The sequence below is a fragment of the Streptomyces spinosus genome, assembly GCF_020400655.1.
Classification (GTDB): Bacteria; Actinomycetota; Actinomycetes; order Streptomycetales; family Streptomycetaceae; genus Streptomyces; species Streptomyces argyrophylli.
Genome location: NZ_JAINRC010000017.1, coordinates 25,258 through 41,223 on the forward strand (window position 1 = coordinate 25,258; position 15,966 = coordinate 41,223).

The following is a 15,966-nucleotide window of genomic DNA, read 5'->3' on the forward strand; positions in this document are numbered from 1 at the left end:
CCCGGACTCACACCACCCACCGACCGTCCACCACCGTCCGAGAACTGGAGACCCGCCATGGCCAATCCCTTCGACAACGAAGACGGCACCTTCCTCGTCCTCGTCAACGACGAGGGACAGCACTCCCTGTGGCCGTCCTTCGCCGCCGTGCCCGACGGGTGGCGCGTGGCCCTCGACGCCACCGACCGCGCCTCCGCCGTCGCCTACGTGGAGAGCAACTGGACCGACCTGCGCCCGCTGAGCCTCCAGCGGCAGGCGGGCTGACCGTGGCCGCGTCCGACACGGCGATCCTCGCCGAGGGGCTGGGCAAGAGCTACCGCTCCCACACCGCGCTGCACGGCATCGACCTGGCGGTGCCGGCCGGCACCGTCCTCGGGGTCCTCGGCCCCAACGGCGCCGGCAAGACCACCACCGTGCGCATCCTCGCCACCCTGGTGCGGCCGACCGGCGGCCGGGCCACCGTCGCCGGGTACGACGTGGTCCGCGAGGGCCGGGAGGTGCGCCGGCGGATCGGCCTGGCCGGGCAGTACGCCGCCGTGGACGAACTCCTCACCGGGCGCGAGAACCTGGTCCTGCTGGCCCGGCTGCTCCGGTTCGGCAGGCGCGGCGCCGCCCGCCGGGCCGCCGAGCTGCTGGACCGGTTCGAGCTGACCGAGGCCGCCGACCGGCCCGCCGGCACCTACTCCGGCGGGATGCGCCGTCGGCTCGACCTCGCCACGTGCGTCATCGGCGACCCCGAGGTGCTGTTCCTGGACGAGCCCACCACCGGTCTGGACCCGGCCAGCCGCAACGTGCTGTGGGACGTGGTGCGGGACCTGGCCGCCGGTGGCGTGACCATCCTGCTCACCACCCAGTACCTGGAGGAGGCCGACCGGCTCGCCGACCGCGTCGCCGTCATCGACGCCGGCCGGGTCATCGCCGAGGGCACCCCGGACTCCCTCAAGCGGCAGGTCGGCAGCGACCGGCTGGAGGTGACGGTGGCCGGCCCCGAGGACCTCGCCGACGCGGTCGCCGCGCTGGCCGTGCTCGGCGGTCCGGCCCCCGTCACCGACGAGGCCGCCCGCCGGGTGTCCGTCCAGCTCGGCCCGGACGGCCTGGACGACCTGGCCCGCGCCGCACAGGCCCTGCGCGACAAGGGCGTCCCCACCGTCGACATCGAGCTGCGCAAGCCCACCCTCGACGATGTCTTCTTCGACCTCACGGGCACGAGCGGACGAGCGTCACCGCCCGAGGAGCCGAACCCGGCACCGACGTCCCGCAAGCGCCCGGCGCCGGCCGCCGAAGAGGAGGCCGAGGCCGGGGCCGGGGCTCGGGAGACCCCCCTTGCGGCCCCGGACGACACCTCCCGGACGACCACGGAGGCCGTCACGACCACGGAGAACCACCCCGCGCCGGCCACCGGGCAACCCCCCGCGACGGCCGCCCGGAAGCCCCCCGTGCCCGCGGCCGAAGAGGCCCCCGTGACGGCCGCTCAGAACCCCCCGGTACCTGCCGCCGAAGAGGCCCCCGTGACGGCCTCGCAGAAACGCCCGGCGTCGACCGCTGAAGAAGCCCCCGCGACGGCCCCGCGGAAGGACCCCGCGCCGGCCGCCGGGCAACCCCCCGCGACGGCCGCCCGGAAGCCCTCGGTGTCTGCCGCCGGGGAAGCCCCCCCGACGGCCCCGCAGAACGAGCCCCCCGCGGGCGTGGGGCAGCAGTCCCTGACGGTGATCAGAGAGGAGTCCCGGTGACGGCCACGGCCACCCCTGCCACCCCTCCGGCCGCCCCGCCCCGGCCGGCGGCCGGATCCGTGCGGGGGCACCTCGGTGACACGCTCGCCCTGGCCGGCCGTCACCTGACGCATCTGCGGCGCTCACCGGGCCGGCTGGTGCTGGTCACCATGAACCCGCTGGTGATGCTGATCGCCGTCGGCTACCTGTTCCGCGGCTCCATGCACATCCCGGGCGGCGTGGCCTACGAGGACTTCATCATGGCCGGCATCGCCATCCAGGTCGGTCTGACCGGCGTCGGCCCCACCGCCATAGGCGTCGCCCTGGACCTGCGGCACGGACTGGTCGACCGGTTCCGCTCGCTGCCGGTCTCCCCGTCCTCCGTGCTGCTCGGCCGCACCCTGTCCGACCTGGCCGTCGGCGCGGTCAGCCTGGCCGCGGTCAGCCTCGTCGGCCTGGGCGTCGGCTGGCGCCCGCACGAGGGCCCGCTGCGCACCGCCGCCGGCTTCGGGGTGCTGCTCGCCTTCGTCTACGTGATGACCTGGGTCGGCATCCTGCTCGGCACCACCCAGCGCAACGTCGAGGCCATCGACGGCACCGGCGCTCTGGTGCTGGTCATCCTCAGCTTCCTGTCCAACGCCTACGTCCCCGTCAGCGGCCTGCCCGGCTGGCTGCGCCCGGTCGCCGAGTGGAACCCCGTCACGTCGGTCGTCACGACCTGCCGGCGGCTGTGGGGCAACGACCCGGGCGTGGCGGCCTCCGGCGGCTTCCCCGCCCACCACCCGGGTCTGGTGACCGCCGTGACGCTCACGGCACTGCTGCTCGCCGCCGTGTGGGGCGGCGTCCGCGGGTTCCGGCGCGCGGGCGGCCACTGAACGCCGTCAGCGGTCCGTCAGTTGCCGGTCACTGGACAGTCATCGCCGCTGACTAGGTTTTTGCCGAGCCTCATCGCTGCCGATTTCCCGCAGCTTTCCCGCTCTTTTCGCATTCTCCTCGCAGGCCTTCCGCGACACCACCCACCGGCCATCCGAAAACGGAGGAACGAGCCATGACGACGGCCGCTCCCGAGCGCCTCACCCGTATCCGGGAAATCATCGCCGAGAACATCGACGTGGACCTGGAGCGCCTTTCCGACACGGCGCTCTTCATCGACGAACTGGGCGCGGACTCACTGAAGCTGATCGATGTCCTCAGCGCGCTGGAAATGGAGTACTCCATCGTCATCGACATGAACGAGCTGCCGAAGATGGTCAACGTGGAGGCCACCTACCGGGTGGCCGCCACGGCCGCCGGCTGGTGACGCCCATGACCACCACGGCATCCACCGACCGGGCCGGGCAGCGACGGGTCGTCGTCACCGGCTTCGGGGTGATCTCCAGCATCGGCACCGGCGTCGAGGAGTACACCGAGGGCCTGAAGGCGGGCCGCTCCGGCGCCCGGCCGATCACCCGCTTCGACACCGAGGGCTTCGGGCAGAACACCGCCTGCGAGGTTCCCGACTTCGAACCGGAGCGCTGGATCCGCAACCTGCCGTCCGGGCACGTGGGCCGTGCCGGCCAGTTCGCCGTCGCCGCGGCCCGCATGGCCGTCGAGGACGCCGGACTGAGCGAGGACGACCTCGCCGACCGGCCCGCCGTCATCACCGTCGGCACCACCGACGGCGAGTCGCACGACATCGCCGTCCTGCTGGAGCAGGAGCTGGCCGCCGGGGACCCGGAGGGGATGGACCCGGTGCTCGCCCGCCGGATCTACGCCGGCCGGCTCTCCACCGCCATCGCCCGCGAACTGCGCATGCCGAACGTGGAGGCGACCACCGTCACCACGGCCTGCGCGGCCGGGAACTACTCGATCGGCTACGGCCTGGACGCCATCCGCTCCGGCGAGGTCGACCTGGCCCTGTGCGGCGGCGCCGACGCCGTCTGCCGCAAGGCGTTCGCCCTGTTCAAGCGGTTCGGCGCGCTCAGCCCGGACGTGGTGCGCCCCTTCGACAAGGACCGGGGCGGCATCCTGACCGGCGAGGGCGCCGGCATCCTCGTCCTGGAGAGCCTGGAGTCGGCCCTGGCCCGCGGCGCGCGCATCCACGCCGAGGTCCTCGGCTACGGCCTCAGTTGCGACGCCGCCCACCCCACCGCCCCCAACCGGGACGGCATCGCCCGCGGCATCCGGCTTGCCCTCGACGACGCCGGTGTCAAGCGGCAGGAGGTCGACTTCATCTCCGCGCACGGCACCGGCACCAAGGCCAACGACAGCACGGAGACGGCCGCCATCCTCGACGTGTACGGGGACGCGCCGCCGCGCACGGTCGCCGTGAAGTCGATGCTGGGCCACTCGATGGGCGCGGCCAGCGCGCTCGGCGCCATCGCCTGCGGTCTCGCCATCGAGCACGGGTTCATCCCGCCCACCATCAACCACCGCGAGACCGACCCGGACTGCCCGCTCGACGTCGTACCCAACGAGGCCGTCACGGCGGACGTCCGGATCGTGCAGAACAACTCCAGCGCCTTCGCCGGCAACAACGCCGTGCTGATCCTGGGCACCTACGGGGAGAAGGTCCGAGCATGAGCAACGCAACTGCCGTCCCGCGGGCCGCGCTGCCCCCGGACACGCCCGTCATCACCGGCTGGTCGGCGGTGTCGCCGTACGGCATCGGACGCGAGGCGTTCGCCGCGGGTGTGCGCGCCGGCGCGAAGACGGCCGTGATGGCGGACGCCGCTCACGGCACCCTGCCGTCGCCGGAGGTGTGCACCGTGCCCGGCTTCGACGTCCAGGAGCTGCTCGGCAAGCGGGGCACCGCGAAGATGGACCGGCTCACCGCGCTCACCCTGGTCGCCTCCGACGGGCTGCTGCGCGACGCCGACGGCGAGCCGGCGGTCACCACCGACGACCTGACCGGTGTCGTCCTCGGCATCACCATGGGCAGCCTGGAGAACGTCACCGACTTCCTGCGCCAGTCCTACACCAACGAGCGCCCCTTCTACGTCGACGCCGGCCGCATCCCGTTCGGCAGCCTCAACCACGCGGCCGGTGCGACCGCCATCCGGCACGGCCTGAAAGGCCCCAACACCACGGTCGCCGGCGGCCGGGCCGCCGGGCTGCTCGCCCTGAACTACGCGCGCCGGCTGCTGGGACAGGGCCGGGCGACCAGGTACGTGGCCGGTTCGGCCGAGGAGTTCTCCGCCGCGCACGCCTGGTACGAGGCCACCGCCGCCCGGCCGGGCGAGCCCGCGCCGCTGCTCGGCGAGGGCTGCGGACTGTTCCTGCTGGAGCCCGCGGGGACGGCCGAACGCCCGCCGCTGGCCGCCGTGCTCGGCATCGAGACCCGCGTCGACATCGACGACGACCCGTTCGCGACGGCCGGTGCCTGCGCCCGCCGCGCCCTGGAGCGCGCCGGGGTCGGTGCCGACGAGGTCTGGGCGGCCGTGCCCTGCGCGGCCCCGAGCGACGCGGGCCGCGCCGAGTACGAGGCGCTCGCCGCGCTGGTGCCGGCCGAGGCGCTGCGCCGGGTGCCGTCGATGGAGCTGCTCGGTGACACCAGTGCCGCCGCCGCGTCCTTCCAGATCGCCGCGGTGCTCTCCGTCGCCGCGGCCGATCCGGACTCCCGGGGCCGGGCCGCGCTGGTGACCGCCGTCGACCGCGACGGCGCCGTCGCCGCGGCCGTGCTGCGACTGCTCGGGGAGGACGCGTGATCGCGCTGGTCAGCGGCGGTTCCCGGGGCATCGGCCGGGCCGTCGTGCAGCGGCTCGCACGGGACGGCTTCGACGTGTCGTTCTGTTACCGCTCGAACCAGGACGCCGCCGAGGAACTCGCCAAGGAGGCCGCCGGGCACGGCACCCGGGTGCTCGCCGTCCGCTGCGACGTCGCCGACCCGGAGGACGTGCGGGACTGGTACGCGCGCACCGAACGCGAACTCGGCCCCGTGGACGCGGTGGTCACCTCGGCGGGCATCACCCGCGACCGGCCGCTGGTGCTGATGGGCCAGGACGACTGGGACGGGGTGCTGCGCACCAACCTGGACGGCGTCTACCACGTGTGCCGGGCCGCCGCGTTCACCATGAGCAAGCGCCGCAGCGGCGTCATCGTCAACCTGTCCTCCGTGGCGGGCCTCTACGGAAACACCGGCCAGGCCAACTACGCCGCCGCCAAGGCCGGGATCATCGGCTTCACCAAGTCCCTCGCCAGGGAGCTGGGCCCGCGGGGCGTGCGCGCCAACGTCGTCGCACCCGGGCTGATCGAGACCGACATGGTCGGCGGCATGCCGGCCGCGGCCCTGGAACGCCAGCTCAAGGGCGTGCCGATGGGCCGGCTGGGCCGCGCCGGGGAAGTGGCCGCCCTGGTGGCGTTCCTGGTGTCCGACCAGGCCGCGTACATCACCGGAGCGGTCGTGGAGATCCACGGGGGCGGCGTCTTCTGATGGGGGGCCAGATGCAGGGTGCGGGGGAGCGGTACGACGCGATCGTGGTCGGCAGCGGTGTCGGCGGCCTGGTGACGGCCGGCTATCTCGCCGCGGACGGCCGCCGGGTCCTCGTCCTGGAACAGCACGACGTCGCCGGCGGCAACGCCCATGTCTTCCGGCGCCGGCGCAAGTACGAGTTCGACGTCGGCACCCACTACCTCGGCGACTGCGGCCCGGACGGACTGCTGCCCGCCGTCCTGTCCGGGCTGGGTGTCGCCGACCGGGTGCGGTTCCGGCCGATGGACAACGACGGCGGCTTCGACCGGATCATCACGCCCACCGCGCAGGTCGACGTACCGGCCGGCTGGGATCGCTACCGCGACCGCCTGAAGGCGGCCCTGCCCGCCGAGGCCGGCGCCGTGGACCGCTTCCTCGACCTGGCCACGGCCGTCGCCGGGGCCGGCCGGGCCAGTCTGCTCGGCACCCCGATGGTGGAGCTGTTCCGCCGGTCGCCCGAGACCATGCGCTGGAACCGGCGCACCCTCGGCCAGGCCCTGGACCACTGCGGGCTGTCCGCCAAGGGCCGCACCCTGCTCGCCGCGCAGGCCGGCAACTACGGCGCCCTGCCCGCCGACGTCGGCTTCGCCGAGCACGTGACGATGATGGACCACTACCTGCGCGGCGCCTACTACCCGGAGGGTGGTGGCCAGGCCCTGGTCGCCGCCTTCGTGGAGGCCCTGGAGGCGTACGGCGGCGAGCTGCGCACCCGGTGCGAGGTGCGCCGCATCCTGGTCGAGCGGGGCCGCGCCACCGGCGTCGAACTCGCCGACGGCGCCCGGATCTCCGCCCCGCTGGTCGTCTCCAACGCCGACTACCGCCGTACCGTCCTGGACCTGTGCGGCGGCGAGGAGACCTTCCCCGCCGACCTGGTCGCCCGCACCCGTGCGGCCAGGATGCGGGACGCGGTGGTCGCGGTGTACGTCGCCCTCGACACCGAACTGCCCGGCCTGCCCAACGCCAACATCTGGTGGCACGACAGCGACGACATGGAGGGCGCGCAGACGGGGATGCTGGAGCGCTGGGCCCGCACCGGCACCCTGGACCGGATACCGCAGCTCGCCTTCTCCTTCGCCTCCGTGAAGGACGCCGGGTCCCCGGCCGTGTGCCCGCCGGGCCACAGCAACTTCCAGCTGCTGACGATCCTGCCGCCCGGCCACGCGTTCTGGGGCGCGGACGGCGGCCCGCTCACGGGCGTGCCGTACCGCCGCAGGCCCGCGTACCTGGCCCGCAAGCGGGAGGTCACCGAGCTGGCCCTGGACACCGCCGAGCGGGTCCTCGGACCGTTCCGGGACCGGATCACCCATGTGGAGGCAGCCACCCCGCTCACCCACGAGCGCTACATCCGCGCCAGCGGCGGCACCCCCTACGGCATGGCCGGCTGGGGTCCGCGCGGGCAGCGGCCCGACGTGCGCACCGACGTCGAGGGGCTGTACGTGGTCGGGCAGAACACCCGGCACGGCAGCGGCATGGCCGGGGTCGCCGCCGGCGGCATGGCCGCGGTCTCCCGCATCCTGGGGCGCCCCCTGCTGCCCGAGGTCATGTCCGGCACGGTGCTCGGCGACCCCGCCCGGCTGCCCCGGCGCGCGGCCGGCTGGGACCCGTTGCAGGTGTCGCGCGGACGCGCCCGGCGGCACGCCAAGGGCCTGGCCCGCATCGGCTGACCGGCGCACCGGCCCGCCCCCTACGCCAAACGAACTCCCTGGAGCAGTGTTCCCATGACCTCACAGGTGTCCCAGGTCCCGTCCTTCTCCGTGATCTCCGGTGCCCAGGTGCACCAGGTGCTCGCCGGTGCCGAGGACGAGGTCGTCTCGACCGTCGAGGCCGCCTACCGGCTGCACGGCGAGGCGCGGACGGTCAACCCCGACTCGTACTTCCTGCGCTTCCCGGACCGCCCGTCCTCCCGGATCATCGCGCTGCCCGCCTCGGTGGGCGGTGACGTCGACGTGCACGGCATCAAGTGGATCTCCAGCTTCCCGGAGAACGTGGCCGCCGGCCTGCCGCGCGCCTCGGCCGTCCTCGTCCTCAACGACGCGCGGACGGGTTACCCGTTCGCCTGCCTGGAGTCCTCCATCATCAGCGCCGCCCGCACCGCCGCCTCGGCGGCTCTCGCGGCCGGCCGGATCAGCCGGGCGCGGGGCACCCGGCCCACCCGGGTCGGCTTCGTCGGCACCGGTCTGATCGCCCGCTACCTGCACACCTACCTGGCGGCCTGCGGCTTCGCCTTCGACGCCCTCGGCGTGCACGACCTGTCCGCCGAGCACGCCGAGGGCTTCACGGGCTACCTGCGGCGCACGGCCCCGCAGGGCGCGGAGATCACGGTGTACGACAAGCCGGAGGACCTGATCCGCGCCAGCGACCTCGTGGTCTTCGCGACCGTGGCGGGCGAGCCGCACGTGACCGACCCGGAGTGGTTCACGCACAACCCGCTGGTGCTGCACGTGTCGCTGCGCGACCTGTCCCCGCAGATCATCCTCTCCGCCTGGAACGCGGTCGACGACGTCGACCACTGCCTCAAGGCCGGCACCTCGCCCCATCTGGCCGAACAGCTCACCGGCAACCGGGACTTCGTCGCCGGCACCCTCTACGACGTGCTGACCGGCGCGATCACCCCGCCCGCCGACCGGCCGGTGGTCTTCTCGCCGTTCGGCCTGGGCGTGCTCGACCTGGCGGTCGCGAAGTACGTGTACGACCGCGTCCGCGACGCCGACCAGCTGCACACCGTGCCCGGCTTCTTCCACGAGCTGAAGCGGTACGGCTGACCCCGGGCGCGCCGCGGCCGGCCCGGCCCGGCGCGCCCGCTGACGAACGGATGACGGCTCGCTGACCGAACGGCCGTGTGGCGGGCGACCGCCTTGTCCGGCCGTTCGGCAGCCGCACAGAATCGACGACATGAGATCTTTCGCCAGTCTGGACGAGTTCTCCGCCGCCGTCGGCGAACACCTGGGCCACAGCGAGTGGGTGCGGGTGACGCAGGAGCAGGTGGACCAGTTCGCGGGGGCGACCGGCGACCTGCAGTGGATCCACACCGATCCGGAGCGGGCCGCGACCGGCCCCTTCGGCGGCACCATCCTGCACGGCTACATGACCCTGGCCCTGCTGCCCGCCATGATGCGGGCCATCTTCGACATCGAGAAGGTGGAGCTGGGCGTCAACTTCGGCCTGGACAAGGTGCGTTTTCCGCGCCCGGTACCGGTCGGCTCCCGGGTGCGCGGCGGGGCGAAGCTCACCGGTGTGCGCGAGACGCCCGCCGGCCACCTGGCCGCGGTCCGCATGACGGTGGAGGTCGAGGGAGAGCCCCGGGCCGCCTGCGTGGCCGACACGCTCTCGCTGTTCGTCGCCCCCTGACGGGAGTTGGCCGAGAAGGGCCGCAAGAGGGGGGTTTTTACCACCGATTTCCCGGCCCCTCCGCCACCACAATGAGTGCGGGCCCCCTCGGACCACGACAGACGTACGGCACCGGCGCCGCGCACGGCGGAGCAAGGCCAGGAAGGAGCGTGTCGCATGGACGACCGCACGATGCAGCTCGGCGGGATCCGCCCGCCGGCGTCGATCAGGGGATTCTCGGTGTCGGCCGGACTGACGGGGCTGCGCCGGGTGGTGACCCTGTGCTGGATGTCGATGGCGGCTTTCGGCCGTTCGCTCGCCGTCTCCGGCGCGATCAGCCTGGTCGGCCCCGGCCTCGGCATGGTGCCGCGCGCCATGGAGGGCGTGCGCGGCCTGGCCGCGCAGCAGCGCGAACTCGCCCGGCGCTGGGCGGGCGTGGAGATCCCCGGCCCGCCCGGACCGCTGCCGCCCGCGCCCGCCGGGGCCTCCGGTGCCGTCGCACGCTACCGCTGGATCATGAGCGACCCGCAGACCCGGCGCGAGTACGTCTGGGTGCTCACCGACCCGATCGCCGGCGGCTTCCTCGCCTTCTTCCCGCTGGCCCTGATCCTCAGCGGTCTCTGGGGCGTCTTCCTCGCCTTCTTCGGGGTGCCGCTGTCCACCGAGTGGGACGGGCTGTGGTACCAGTTCATCCCGATCGAGGGGCAGGCCACCGCGGTGCTCGCCGGCGTCCTCGGACTGCTGCAGCTGCCGCTGGCCCTGTGGGCGGCCCCGCGCGCGGTGCGCCGGCACGCCCTCTACACCAGGGCGATGCTGGCGCCGAGCGAGAGCGAGATGATGGCCAGCCGGATCCAGCACCTGGCCGCCACCCGCTCCGACGCCGTCGACACGCAGATGGCCGAGATCCGCCGGATCGAACGCGATCTGCACGACGGCGCCCAGGCCCGTCTGGTCGCCATGGGCATGACCCTGGACGCGGCCGAGCACCTGCTGGAGACCAACCCGGAGGCCGTCCGCGCCCTGCTCATCGAGGCGCGGCAGTCGTCCTCGGCGGCGCTGGAGGAACTGCGCAACCTGGTCCGCGGCATCCACCCGCCGGTCCTCGCCGACCGCGGACTCGCCGACGCCGTACGGGCGCTGGCGATGACCTGCCCGGTGCGCACCGAGGTCCAGGTCGACCTGCCCGGCCGCCCCGAGATGCCCGTCGAGTCCGCCGCGTACTTCGCCATCTCGGAGATCCTCACCAACGTCGCGAAGCACGCGGGTGCCGCCCGCGCCTGGATCGACCTTCGTTACGATCGCGGGATGCTGCACATCACCGTGACCGACGACGGCCACGGCGGCGCCGACGCCTCCCGCGGCACCGGCCTGCGCGGCATCGAGCGCCGGCTCGCCACCTTCGACGGCGTGGTGGCCGTGAGCAGTCCCGTGGGCGGGCCGACGATGGTGACGATGGAGATCCCGTGCGTATTGTCCTCGCCGAAGACCACTTCCTCCTGAGGGACGGGCTGATCCGCCTGCTCGCGGCCTACGGCCACGACGTGGTGGCCGCCGTGGACAACGGCACCGACCTGCTCGAAGCGCTGGAGCGGGAACAGCCGGACGTCGCGGTCGTCGACGTCCGGCTGCCGCCGAACTTCACCGACGAGGGCCTGCGCGCCGTCCTCGCCGCCCGCCGGCGGAACCCGGACCTGCCGGTGCTCCTGCTCTCCCAGTACGTCGAACCGCTCTACGCCCGCGAACTGCTCACCAGCGGCGGCCGGGGCGTCGGCTACATGCTCAAGGACCGCGTCACCAACGGCGGCCAGTTCCTGGACTCCATCCAGCGGGTGGCCGCGGGCGGCACCGCCATGGACCCCGAGGTCATCTCCCAGCTGCTGGTGCGCAAGGAGCGCGACGAATCCGTCGGCAGCCTCTCCGAACGCGAACGCGAGGTCCTCGAACTCGTCGCCCAGGGCCGCTCCAACGCGGGCATCGCCCAGGCCCTGTTCGTCACGGAGAAGGCCGTCGCCAAGCACATCAGCAACATCTTCACCAAGCTCGGCCTGCTCCCGACCGACGGCGACAACCGCCGCGTCCTGGCCGTCCTCGCCTACCTGGACCAGTGAGCGGCCGCGCCGGTGCGCCCGGCGCGCCGCCGGGAACGACACCGGGCCGCACCCCGTCCGGACGGACGGAACGCGGCCCTGGTGTGTCGGACGCGGCGCGGCTCAGTACTGCGGACGGTTGAACCAGGAGCCGCCGGCCTTGTTGGCGCAGAACACGATGATGAGGATGCTCAGCACCAGGCTGATCAGGGCGAGGAAGTTGCCGCCCAGCAGGGTCACCAGGCTGATCAGGGTGACGACCGAGCCGTAGACGATCGCCGAGACGCGGACGCCGCCGCGTCCGCCCGCGAACTTGACGGCGGTGAAGATCGCCCAGAAGGCGAAGGCCAGGACGATGACGCCGAAGACGATCATCACGCCCACACCGATGCTGGCGGCCTTGTCGGCGTCCGTCGACGAGACGCTGCTGTCCGACGAGATGGCGTCACGGATCCGGTCGGCGAACATGGCGCTGCCCAGGACCAGCAGCAGACCGGCGAGCGCCTGGCAGACGCCCAGGATCCAGAGGAACACGCGCGCGGCCTTCACCCCGCCCGGCATCTGGGCGGGCCCGGCCGGGTAGCCGTAGCCGGGCTGCTGGTACCCGGGGGCCGCCGGGTAGCCGTAACCGGGCTGCTGCTGCGGGTAGCCGTAGCCGGGCTGCTGGCCCTGCTGGCCCTGCGGCGGGCCGTAGGGGTTGTTGGGGTCGCCAAAGCTCATGGCGGTCTTCCTCCGTTTGCTCAAGTGCGGGGACGACGCGCGGCACGGTTCGGAGGAAGTTCTACAGATGCGGTCCGTCCCCCCGGTACTGCCCGCGGCACTGTCCGGTCATCGTTCTTTAACAGGCTCTTACTTGTCCAGCCGGAGGCGTCAGGTGTTGTGCAAGTGCAACATCACTGATCATGCCGTGACACCCTGATTGGAACCGGGGCCGGGTCATCCGCGAGGATGGGACCATGACCGCCCAGATTCTCGATGGCAAGGCCACCGCAGCCGAGATCAAGTCCGATCTGACCGCCCGCGTGGCGGCGCTGAAGGAGAAGGGCGTCACGCCCGGCCTCGGCACGATCCTGGTCGGGGACGACCCCGGCAGCCAGAAGTACGTCGCGGGCAAGCACCGCGACTGCGCCCAGGTGGGCATCGCCTCCATCCAGCGCGAACTGCCCGCCACCGCCACCCAGGAGGAGATCGAGGCGGTCGTCCGCGAACTGAACGAGGACCCGGCCTGCACCGGCTACATCGTCCAGCTGCCGCTGCCCAAGGGCATCGACGAGAACCGCGTCCTGGAGCTGATGGACCCGGCCAAGGACGCCGACGGCCTGCACCCGATGAACCTCGGCCGCCTCGTCCTGAACGAGCCGGCCCCGCTGCCCTGCACCCCCAACGGCATCCTCACCCTGCTCCGCCGCCACGGCGTGGAGATCAAGGGCGCCGAGGTCGTGGTCGTCGGCCGCGGTGTCACCATCGGCCGCCCGATGCCGCTGCTGCTCACCCGGCGCAGCGAGAACGCCACCGTCACCCAGTGCCACACCGGCACCCGTGACCTCTCCGCGCACCTGAAGCGGGCCGACATCATCATCGCCGCGGCCGGCTCCCCGCACCTGATCCGCGCCGAGGACGTCAAGCCGGGCGCGGCCGTCCTGGACGTCGGCGTCTCCCGCAACGCCGAGGGCAGGATCGTCGGCGACGTCCACCCGGACGTGACCGAGGTGGCCGGCTGGATCTCCCCGAACCCCGGCGGCGTCGGCCCGATGACCCGGGCCCTGCTGCTGGTCAACGTGGTCGAGGCGGCGGAGCGCAGTGCCGGCTGAGGACACCCGCGGGCCCGCGGAGCCGACCGTGCGCGACGCGATCAGCGCCCCCGACGCCGAGGGGCGCCCGCGCCGCGTCACCCGCCGCTTCCCGCTGTTCACCAGGGACACCGCCCGCCCCGAGGGCGGCGGCCGGGCCGCGCCCGGCGACGCCCCGGCGCCCGCCCGGCAGTGGCCCCTGCTCGTCGTGCTGTCGGCGGTGGCGCTCGGCCTGCTGCTGACCGCGCTCGACGTGTTCCGCTACGGCACCCTGCTGATCGGCGCCGGCCTGCTGGCCGGGGCCGTCATGCGCTGGATGCTGCCCGGCGTCGGCATGCTCGCCGTCCGCTCCCGCTTCACGGACATCGCCACCTACGGCGTGCTCGGCCTGGCCATCGTGCTGCTCGCGTTGATGGCCCAGCCCCACCCGTTGCTGCAGATCCCGTTCCTGAAGGACATCCTGCACTTCACGCTCGACAAGTAGCGCGCACGGTACGGCGGTGGCCCGCGTCTCCCCCGGGGACGCGGGCCACCGCCGTCTTCCCCCGGCCCGACGCTACGGCCGTCCGCCGCACACCGCCTCCGCCTCCGGGCCGAACCGCCGTACCGCCCATGGGGGTACGACGGCCGGGAGCTGCAACTTCCGCGGTACCGCGCGTGGTTGACTCCCGGGTCCGGCCGTGCGGGTTACCCTGCGGCGATGCGCCCGAGGACCCCCCGCCCGCTCGTCGTGGACACGTTGATCGCGGTGGCCATGGCCGTGGTGGCCGTCCTGGTCGGGCAGGAGTCCCGGTCGCAGGGATGGCTGGAACTCGACGCCCGCGCCTACGCCCTCGTCGCCCTCGCCCACCTCCCGGTCGCCCTGCGCGGCCGTCACCCCCTCGCCGTCTTCGCGGTCGTCGAGACCGCCGCGACCTGCTACATCAGCCTCGGCTACTGGCCGGTGGTGTGCACCTTCGGCGCCATGCTCGCCCTGTACACCGTGGCCTCCGTCCGCCCGCCGTGCACCGCCCTGGCCTGCGCCGCCTGCGCCTCCGCGATCTGGGTGTACGCCGGCCTGGTCAGCCACAGCCCCTCCATGCCGTCCGTGGTCGGCCAGGCCCTGCTCTACAGCTCGGTGCTCGTCTGGTTCGGGTACCTGGCCCGCCGCAGCGCCGAACTCACCCTGCGGCTGCGCGCCGAACAGGCCGAGCGGGCCCGCCGCGCGGTCGCCGAGGAACGCGGCCGGATAGCCCGCGAACTGCACGACGTCGTCGCCCACCACATGTCCGTCATCTCCGTGCAGGCCGGCCTCGCCCGGTTCGTCTTCGACTCCGACCCCGCCAAGGCGCGCGGCGCGCTCGGCACCATAGCCGACACCAGCCGCGAGGCCCTGGACGAGCTGCGCCGCATGCTCCAGGTGCTACGCGAGGAGGACCCCGAGGCTCCGCAGCGGGCCCCCATGCCCACCCTGGCCCGGCTCGGCGAGCTCGTGGACCGGGTCCGGGCCGGCGGCCTGCCCGTGGACCTCCGGGTCGAGGGCACCGCCCGCCCGCTGCCGCCCGGTGTCGAACTGTGCGCCTACCGCGTCGTCCAGGAAGCCCTCACCAACGCCCTCAAACACGCCGGTCCCGCACACGCGCGCGTGGAACTCCGGTACGGAGCCCACGAGCTGACCGTCCGCGTCACCGACGACGGCGAGGGGGCAGAACCGGACAGAATGCCCACAGGTGGTGGTCACGGCTTGATTGGCATGCGGGAGCGGGCCACGCTCTACGGCGGGACGATCAGTGTCGGCCCACGCACCGAGGGCGGCTACGAGGTCCGGCTGACCCTGCCGACCTCGGCCGCCGAACGCGACCGCGGGGGCGCGCGGGAAGCGGAGCGTTAAGGGACGGGACACGGCCGGGGGGACGACGGTACGGAATGATCAGAGTGCTCGTCGTGGACGACCAGTTCCTCATCCGGGCCGGACTCGTCGGCCTGCTCGACGCCGCGCCCGGCTTCGAGGTCGTGGGCGAGGCGGGGGACGGCGAGCAGGCCGTACGGCTCGCCGCCGAGACCCGGCCCGACGTCGTCCTCATGGACATCCGGATGCCCGGCGTCAACGGGATCGAGGCCACCGAACGGATCCTCGCCGAGGCCGCCGAACGGCCGCCCCGGGTCCTGGTGCTGACCACCTTCGACCTGGACGAGTACGTGTACGGCGCGCTGCGCGCCGGTGCCTCCGGTTTCCTGCTGAAGGACTCCGGTCCCGAGCGGCTGCTGGCGGCGGTCACGGCGGTCGACGGCGGCGACGCCCTGTTCGCCCCCAGCGTCACCCGGCGCCTGGTGGAGGCCTTCGCCCGCCAGCAGGCCCCCGCCGACACCGCGCCGCCTCCCGACCTGGACGTGCTCACCTCCCGCGAGGTGGAGGTCCTCAGACTCACCGCCCGGGGCCTGTCCAACCTGGAGATCGCCGACCGCCTCTTCATCAGCGAGGCCACCGTCAAGACCCACCTCAACCGCACCATGACCAAGCTCGATCTCGGCAGCCGGGCGCAGGCGGTGGTGCTGGCGTACGAGACGGGACTGGTCACCCCTGGCGGTTGACCGCCGCCCTGGCATCCTTTTGGTCAGCGCGT

The 15,966-nt window shown here is 73.4% G+C and carries 16 protein-coding genes and 1 pseudogene; 16 read left to right on the plus strand and 1 reads right to left on the minus strand.

What is annotated here, in order from left to right; all coding sequences use genetic code 11:
- Positions 1 to 57 precede the first annotated feature (57 nt).
- The 12 genes and pseudogenes from LG395_RS29675 to LG395_RS29730 all read left to right on the plus strand — a co-directional run bounded on the left by LG395_RS29675 (position 58) and on the right by LG395_RS29730 (position 11,594).
- The gene (locus LG395_RS29675) at positions 58 to 264 is read left to right on the plus strand and encodes an MbtH family protein (protein ID WP_014674493.1); all 207 of its coding nucleotides are present in this window, start codon (positions 58 to 60) and stop codon (positions 262 to 264) included.
- Between the two features lie 2 nt (positions 265 to 266).
- Positions 267 to 1,268, plus strand: a pseudogene (locus tag LG395_RS29680) (ATP-binding cassette domain-containing protein); the annotation flags it as partial.
- A 458-nt stretch (positions 1,269 to 1,726) separates the two neighbouring features.
- Positions 1,727 to 2,584 (plus strand): ABC transporter permease, encoded by an 858-nt coding sequence (locus LG395_RS29685; protein WP_225811813.1) that lies wholly within the window; start codon positions 1,727 to 1,729, stop codon positions 2,582 to 2,584.
- A 173-nt stretch (positions 2,585 to 2,757) separates the two neighbouring features.
- Positions 2,758 to 3,009: an acyl carrier protein gene (locus LG395_RS29690; RefSeq protein WP_171153516.1), complete on the plus strand. Its 252-nt coding sequence runs from the start codon at positions 2,758 to 2,760 to the stop codon at positions 3,007 to 3,009.
- 5 nt (positions 3,010 to 3,014) lie between these two features.
- Positions 3,015 to 4,271 carry a beta-ketoacyl-[acyl-carrier-protein] synthase family protein gene (locus LG395_RS29695; protein ID WP_171153514.1) on the plus strand — a complete coding sequence of 419 codons (1,257 nt, stop codon included), beginning with the start codon at positions 3,015 to 3,017 and terminating at the stop codon, positions 4,269 to 4,271.
- Complete coding sequence (locus LG395_RS29700; RefSeq protein WP_171153512.1) at positions 4,268 to 5,395, plus strand: beta-ketoacyl synthase N-terminal-like domain-containing protein; 1,128 nt, start codon at positions 4,268 to 4,270, stop codon at positions 5,393 to 5,395. Before LG395_RS29695 ends, LG395_RS29700 begins: the two co-directional genes overlap by 4 nt.
- Positions 5,392 to 6,120 carry a 3-oxoacyl-ACP reductase FabG gene (fabG, locus tag LG395_RS29705; protein WP_171153510.1) on the plus strand — a complete coding sequence of 243 codons (729 nt, stop codon included), beginning with the start codon at positions 5,392 to 5,394 and terminating at the stop codon, positions 6,118 to 6,120. Before LG395_RS29700 ends, fabG begins: the two co-directional genes overlap by 4 nt.
- Before the next feature lie 11 nt (positions 6,121 to 6,131).
- Positions 6,132 to 7,823, plus strand: a complete 1,692-nt coding sequence (locus LG395_RS29710) for a phytoene desaturase family protein (protein ID WP_225811814.1) — start codon at positions 6,132 to 6,134, stop codon at positions 7,821 to 7,823.
- A gap of 54 nt (positions 7,824 to 7,877) precedes the next feature.
- Positions 7,878 to 8,921: a 2,3-diaminopropionate biosynthesis protein SbnB gene (gene sbnB / locus LG395_RS29715; protein WP_171153506.1), complete on the plus strand. Its 1,044-nt coding sequence runs from the start codon at positions 7,878 to 7,880 to the stop codon at positions 8,919 to 8,921.
- 130 nt (positions 8,922 to 9,051) lie between these two features.
- Entirely contained in the window at positions 9,052 to 9,507 is a 456-nt protein-coding gene (locus LG395_RS29720) for a MaoC family dehydratase (protein WP_103816247.1), read from the plus strand.
- A 156-nt stretch (positions 9,508 to 9,663) separates the two neighbouring features.
- On the plus strand, positions 9,664 to 10,986 hold the full coding sequence (locus LG395_RS29725) for a sensor histidine kinase (protein WP_171153504.1): 1,323 nt from the start codon (positions 9,664 to 9,666) through the stop codon (positions 10,984 to 10,986).
- Positions 10,950 to 11,594, plus strand: coding sequence for a LuxR C-terminal-related transcriptional regulator (locus tag LG395_RS29730; RefSeq protein ID WP_171153503.1), 645 nt, complete (start codon positions 10,950 to 10,952; stop codon positions 11,592 to 11,594). Before LG395_RS29725 ends, LG395_RS29730 begins: the two co-directional genes overlap by 37 nt.
- Before the next feature lie 102 nt (positions 11,595 to 11,696).
- On the opposite strand, the gene LG395_RS29735 is transcribed toward LG395_RS29730, so the two are convergent.
- A complete protein-coding gene (locus tag LG395_RS29735; RefSeq protein ID WP_225811815.1) occupies positions 11,697 to 12,293 on the minus strand; it encodes a hypothetical protein in 597 nt (198 codons plus the stop codon).
- A 236-nt stretch (positions 12,294 to 12,529) separates the two neighbouring features.
- Here LG395_RS29735 and LG395_RS29740 point away from each other — a divergent pair, with 236 nt between their 5' ends.
- From LG395_RS29740 to LG395_RS29755, 4 genes are all read left to right on the plus strand, one after another.
- Positions 12,530 to 13,384, plus strand: coding sequence for a bifunctional methylenetetrahydrofolate dehydrogenase/methenyltetrahydrofolate cyclohydrolase (locus LG395_RS29740; protein ID WP_171153499.1), 855 nt, complete (start codon positions 12,530 to 12,532; stop codon positions 13,382 to 13,384).
- Positions 13,374 to 13,847: a DUF3017 domain-containing protein gene (locus LG395_RS29745; protein WP_225811816.1), complete on the plus strand. Its 474-nt coding sequence runs from the start codon at positions 13,374 to 13,376 to the stop codon at positions 13,845 to 13,847. The genes LG395_RS29740 and LG395_RS29745 overlap by 11 nt, the downstream gene beginning before the upstream one ends.
- Before the next feature lie 216 nt (positions 13,848 to 14,063).
- Positions 14,064 to 15,233 carry a sensor histidine kinase gene (locus tag LG395_RS29750; protein ID WP_171153495.1) on the plus strand — a complete coding sequence of 390 codons (1,170 nt, stop codon included), beginning with the start codon at positions 14,064 to 14,066 and terminating at the stop codon, positions 15,231 to 15,233.
- 35 nt (positions 15,234 to 15,268) lie between these two features.
- Entirely contained in the window at positions 15,269 to 15,934 is a 666-nt protein-coding gene (locus LG395_RS29755) for a response regulator (protein WP_171153493.1), read from the plus strand.
- The last annotated feature ends 32 nt before the right edge of the window (positions 15,935 to 15,966 follow it).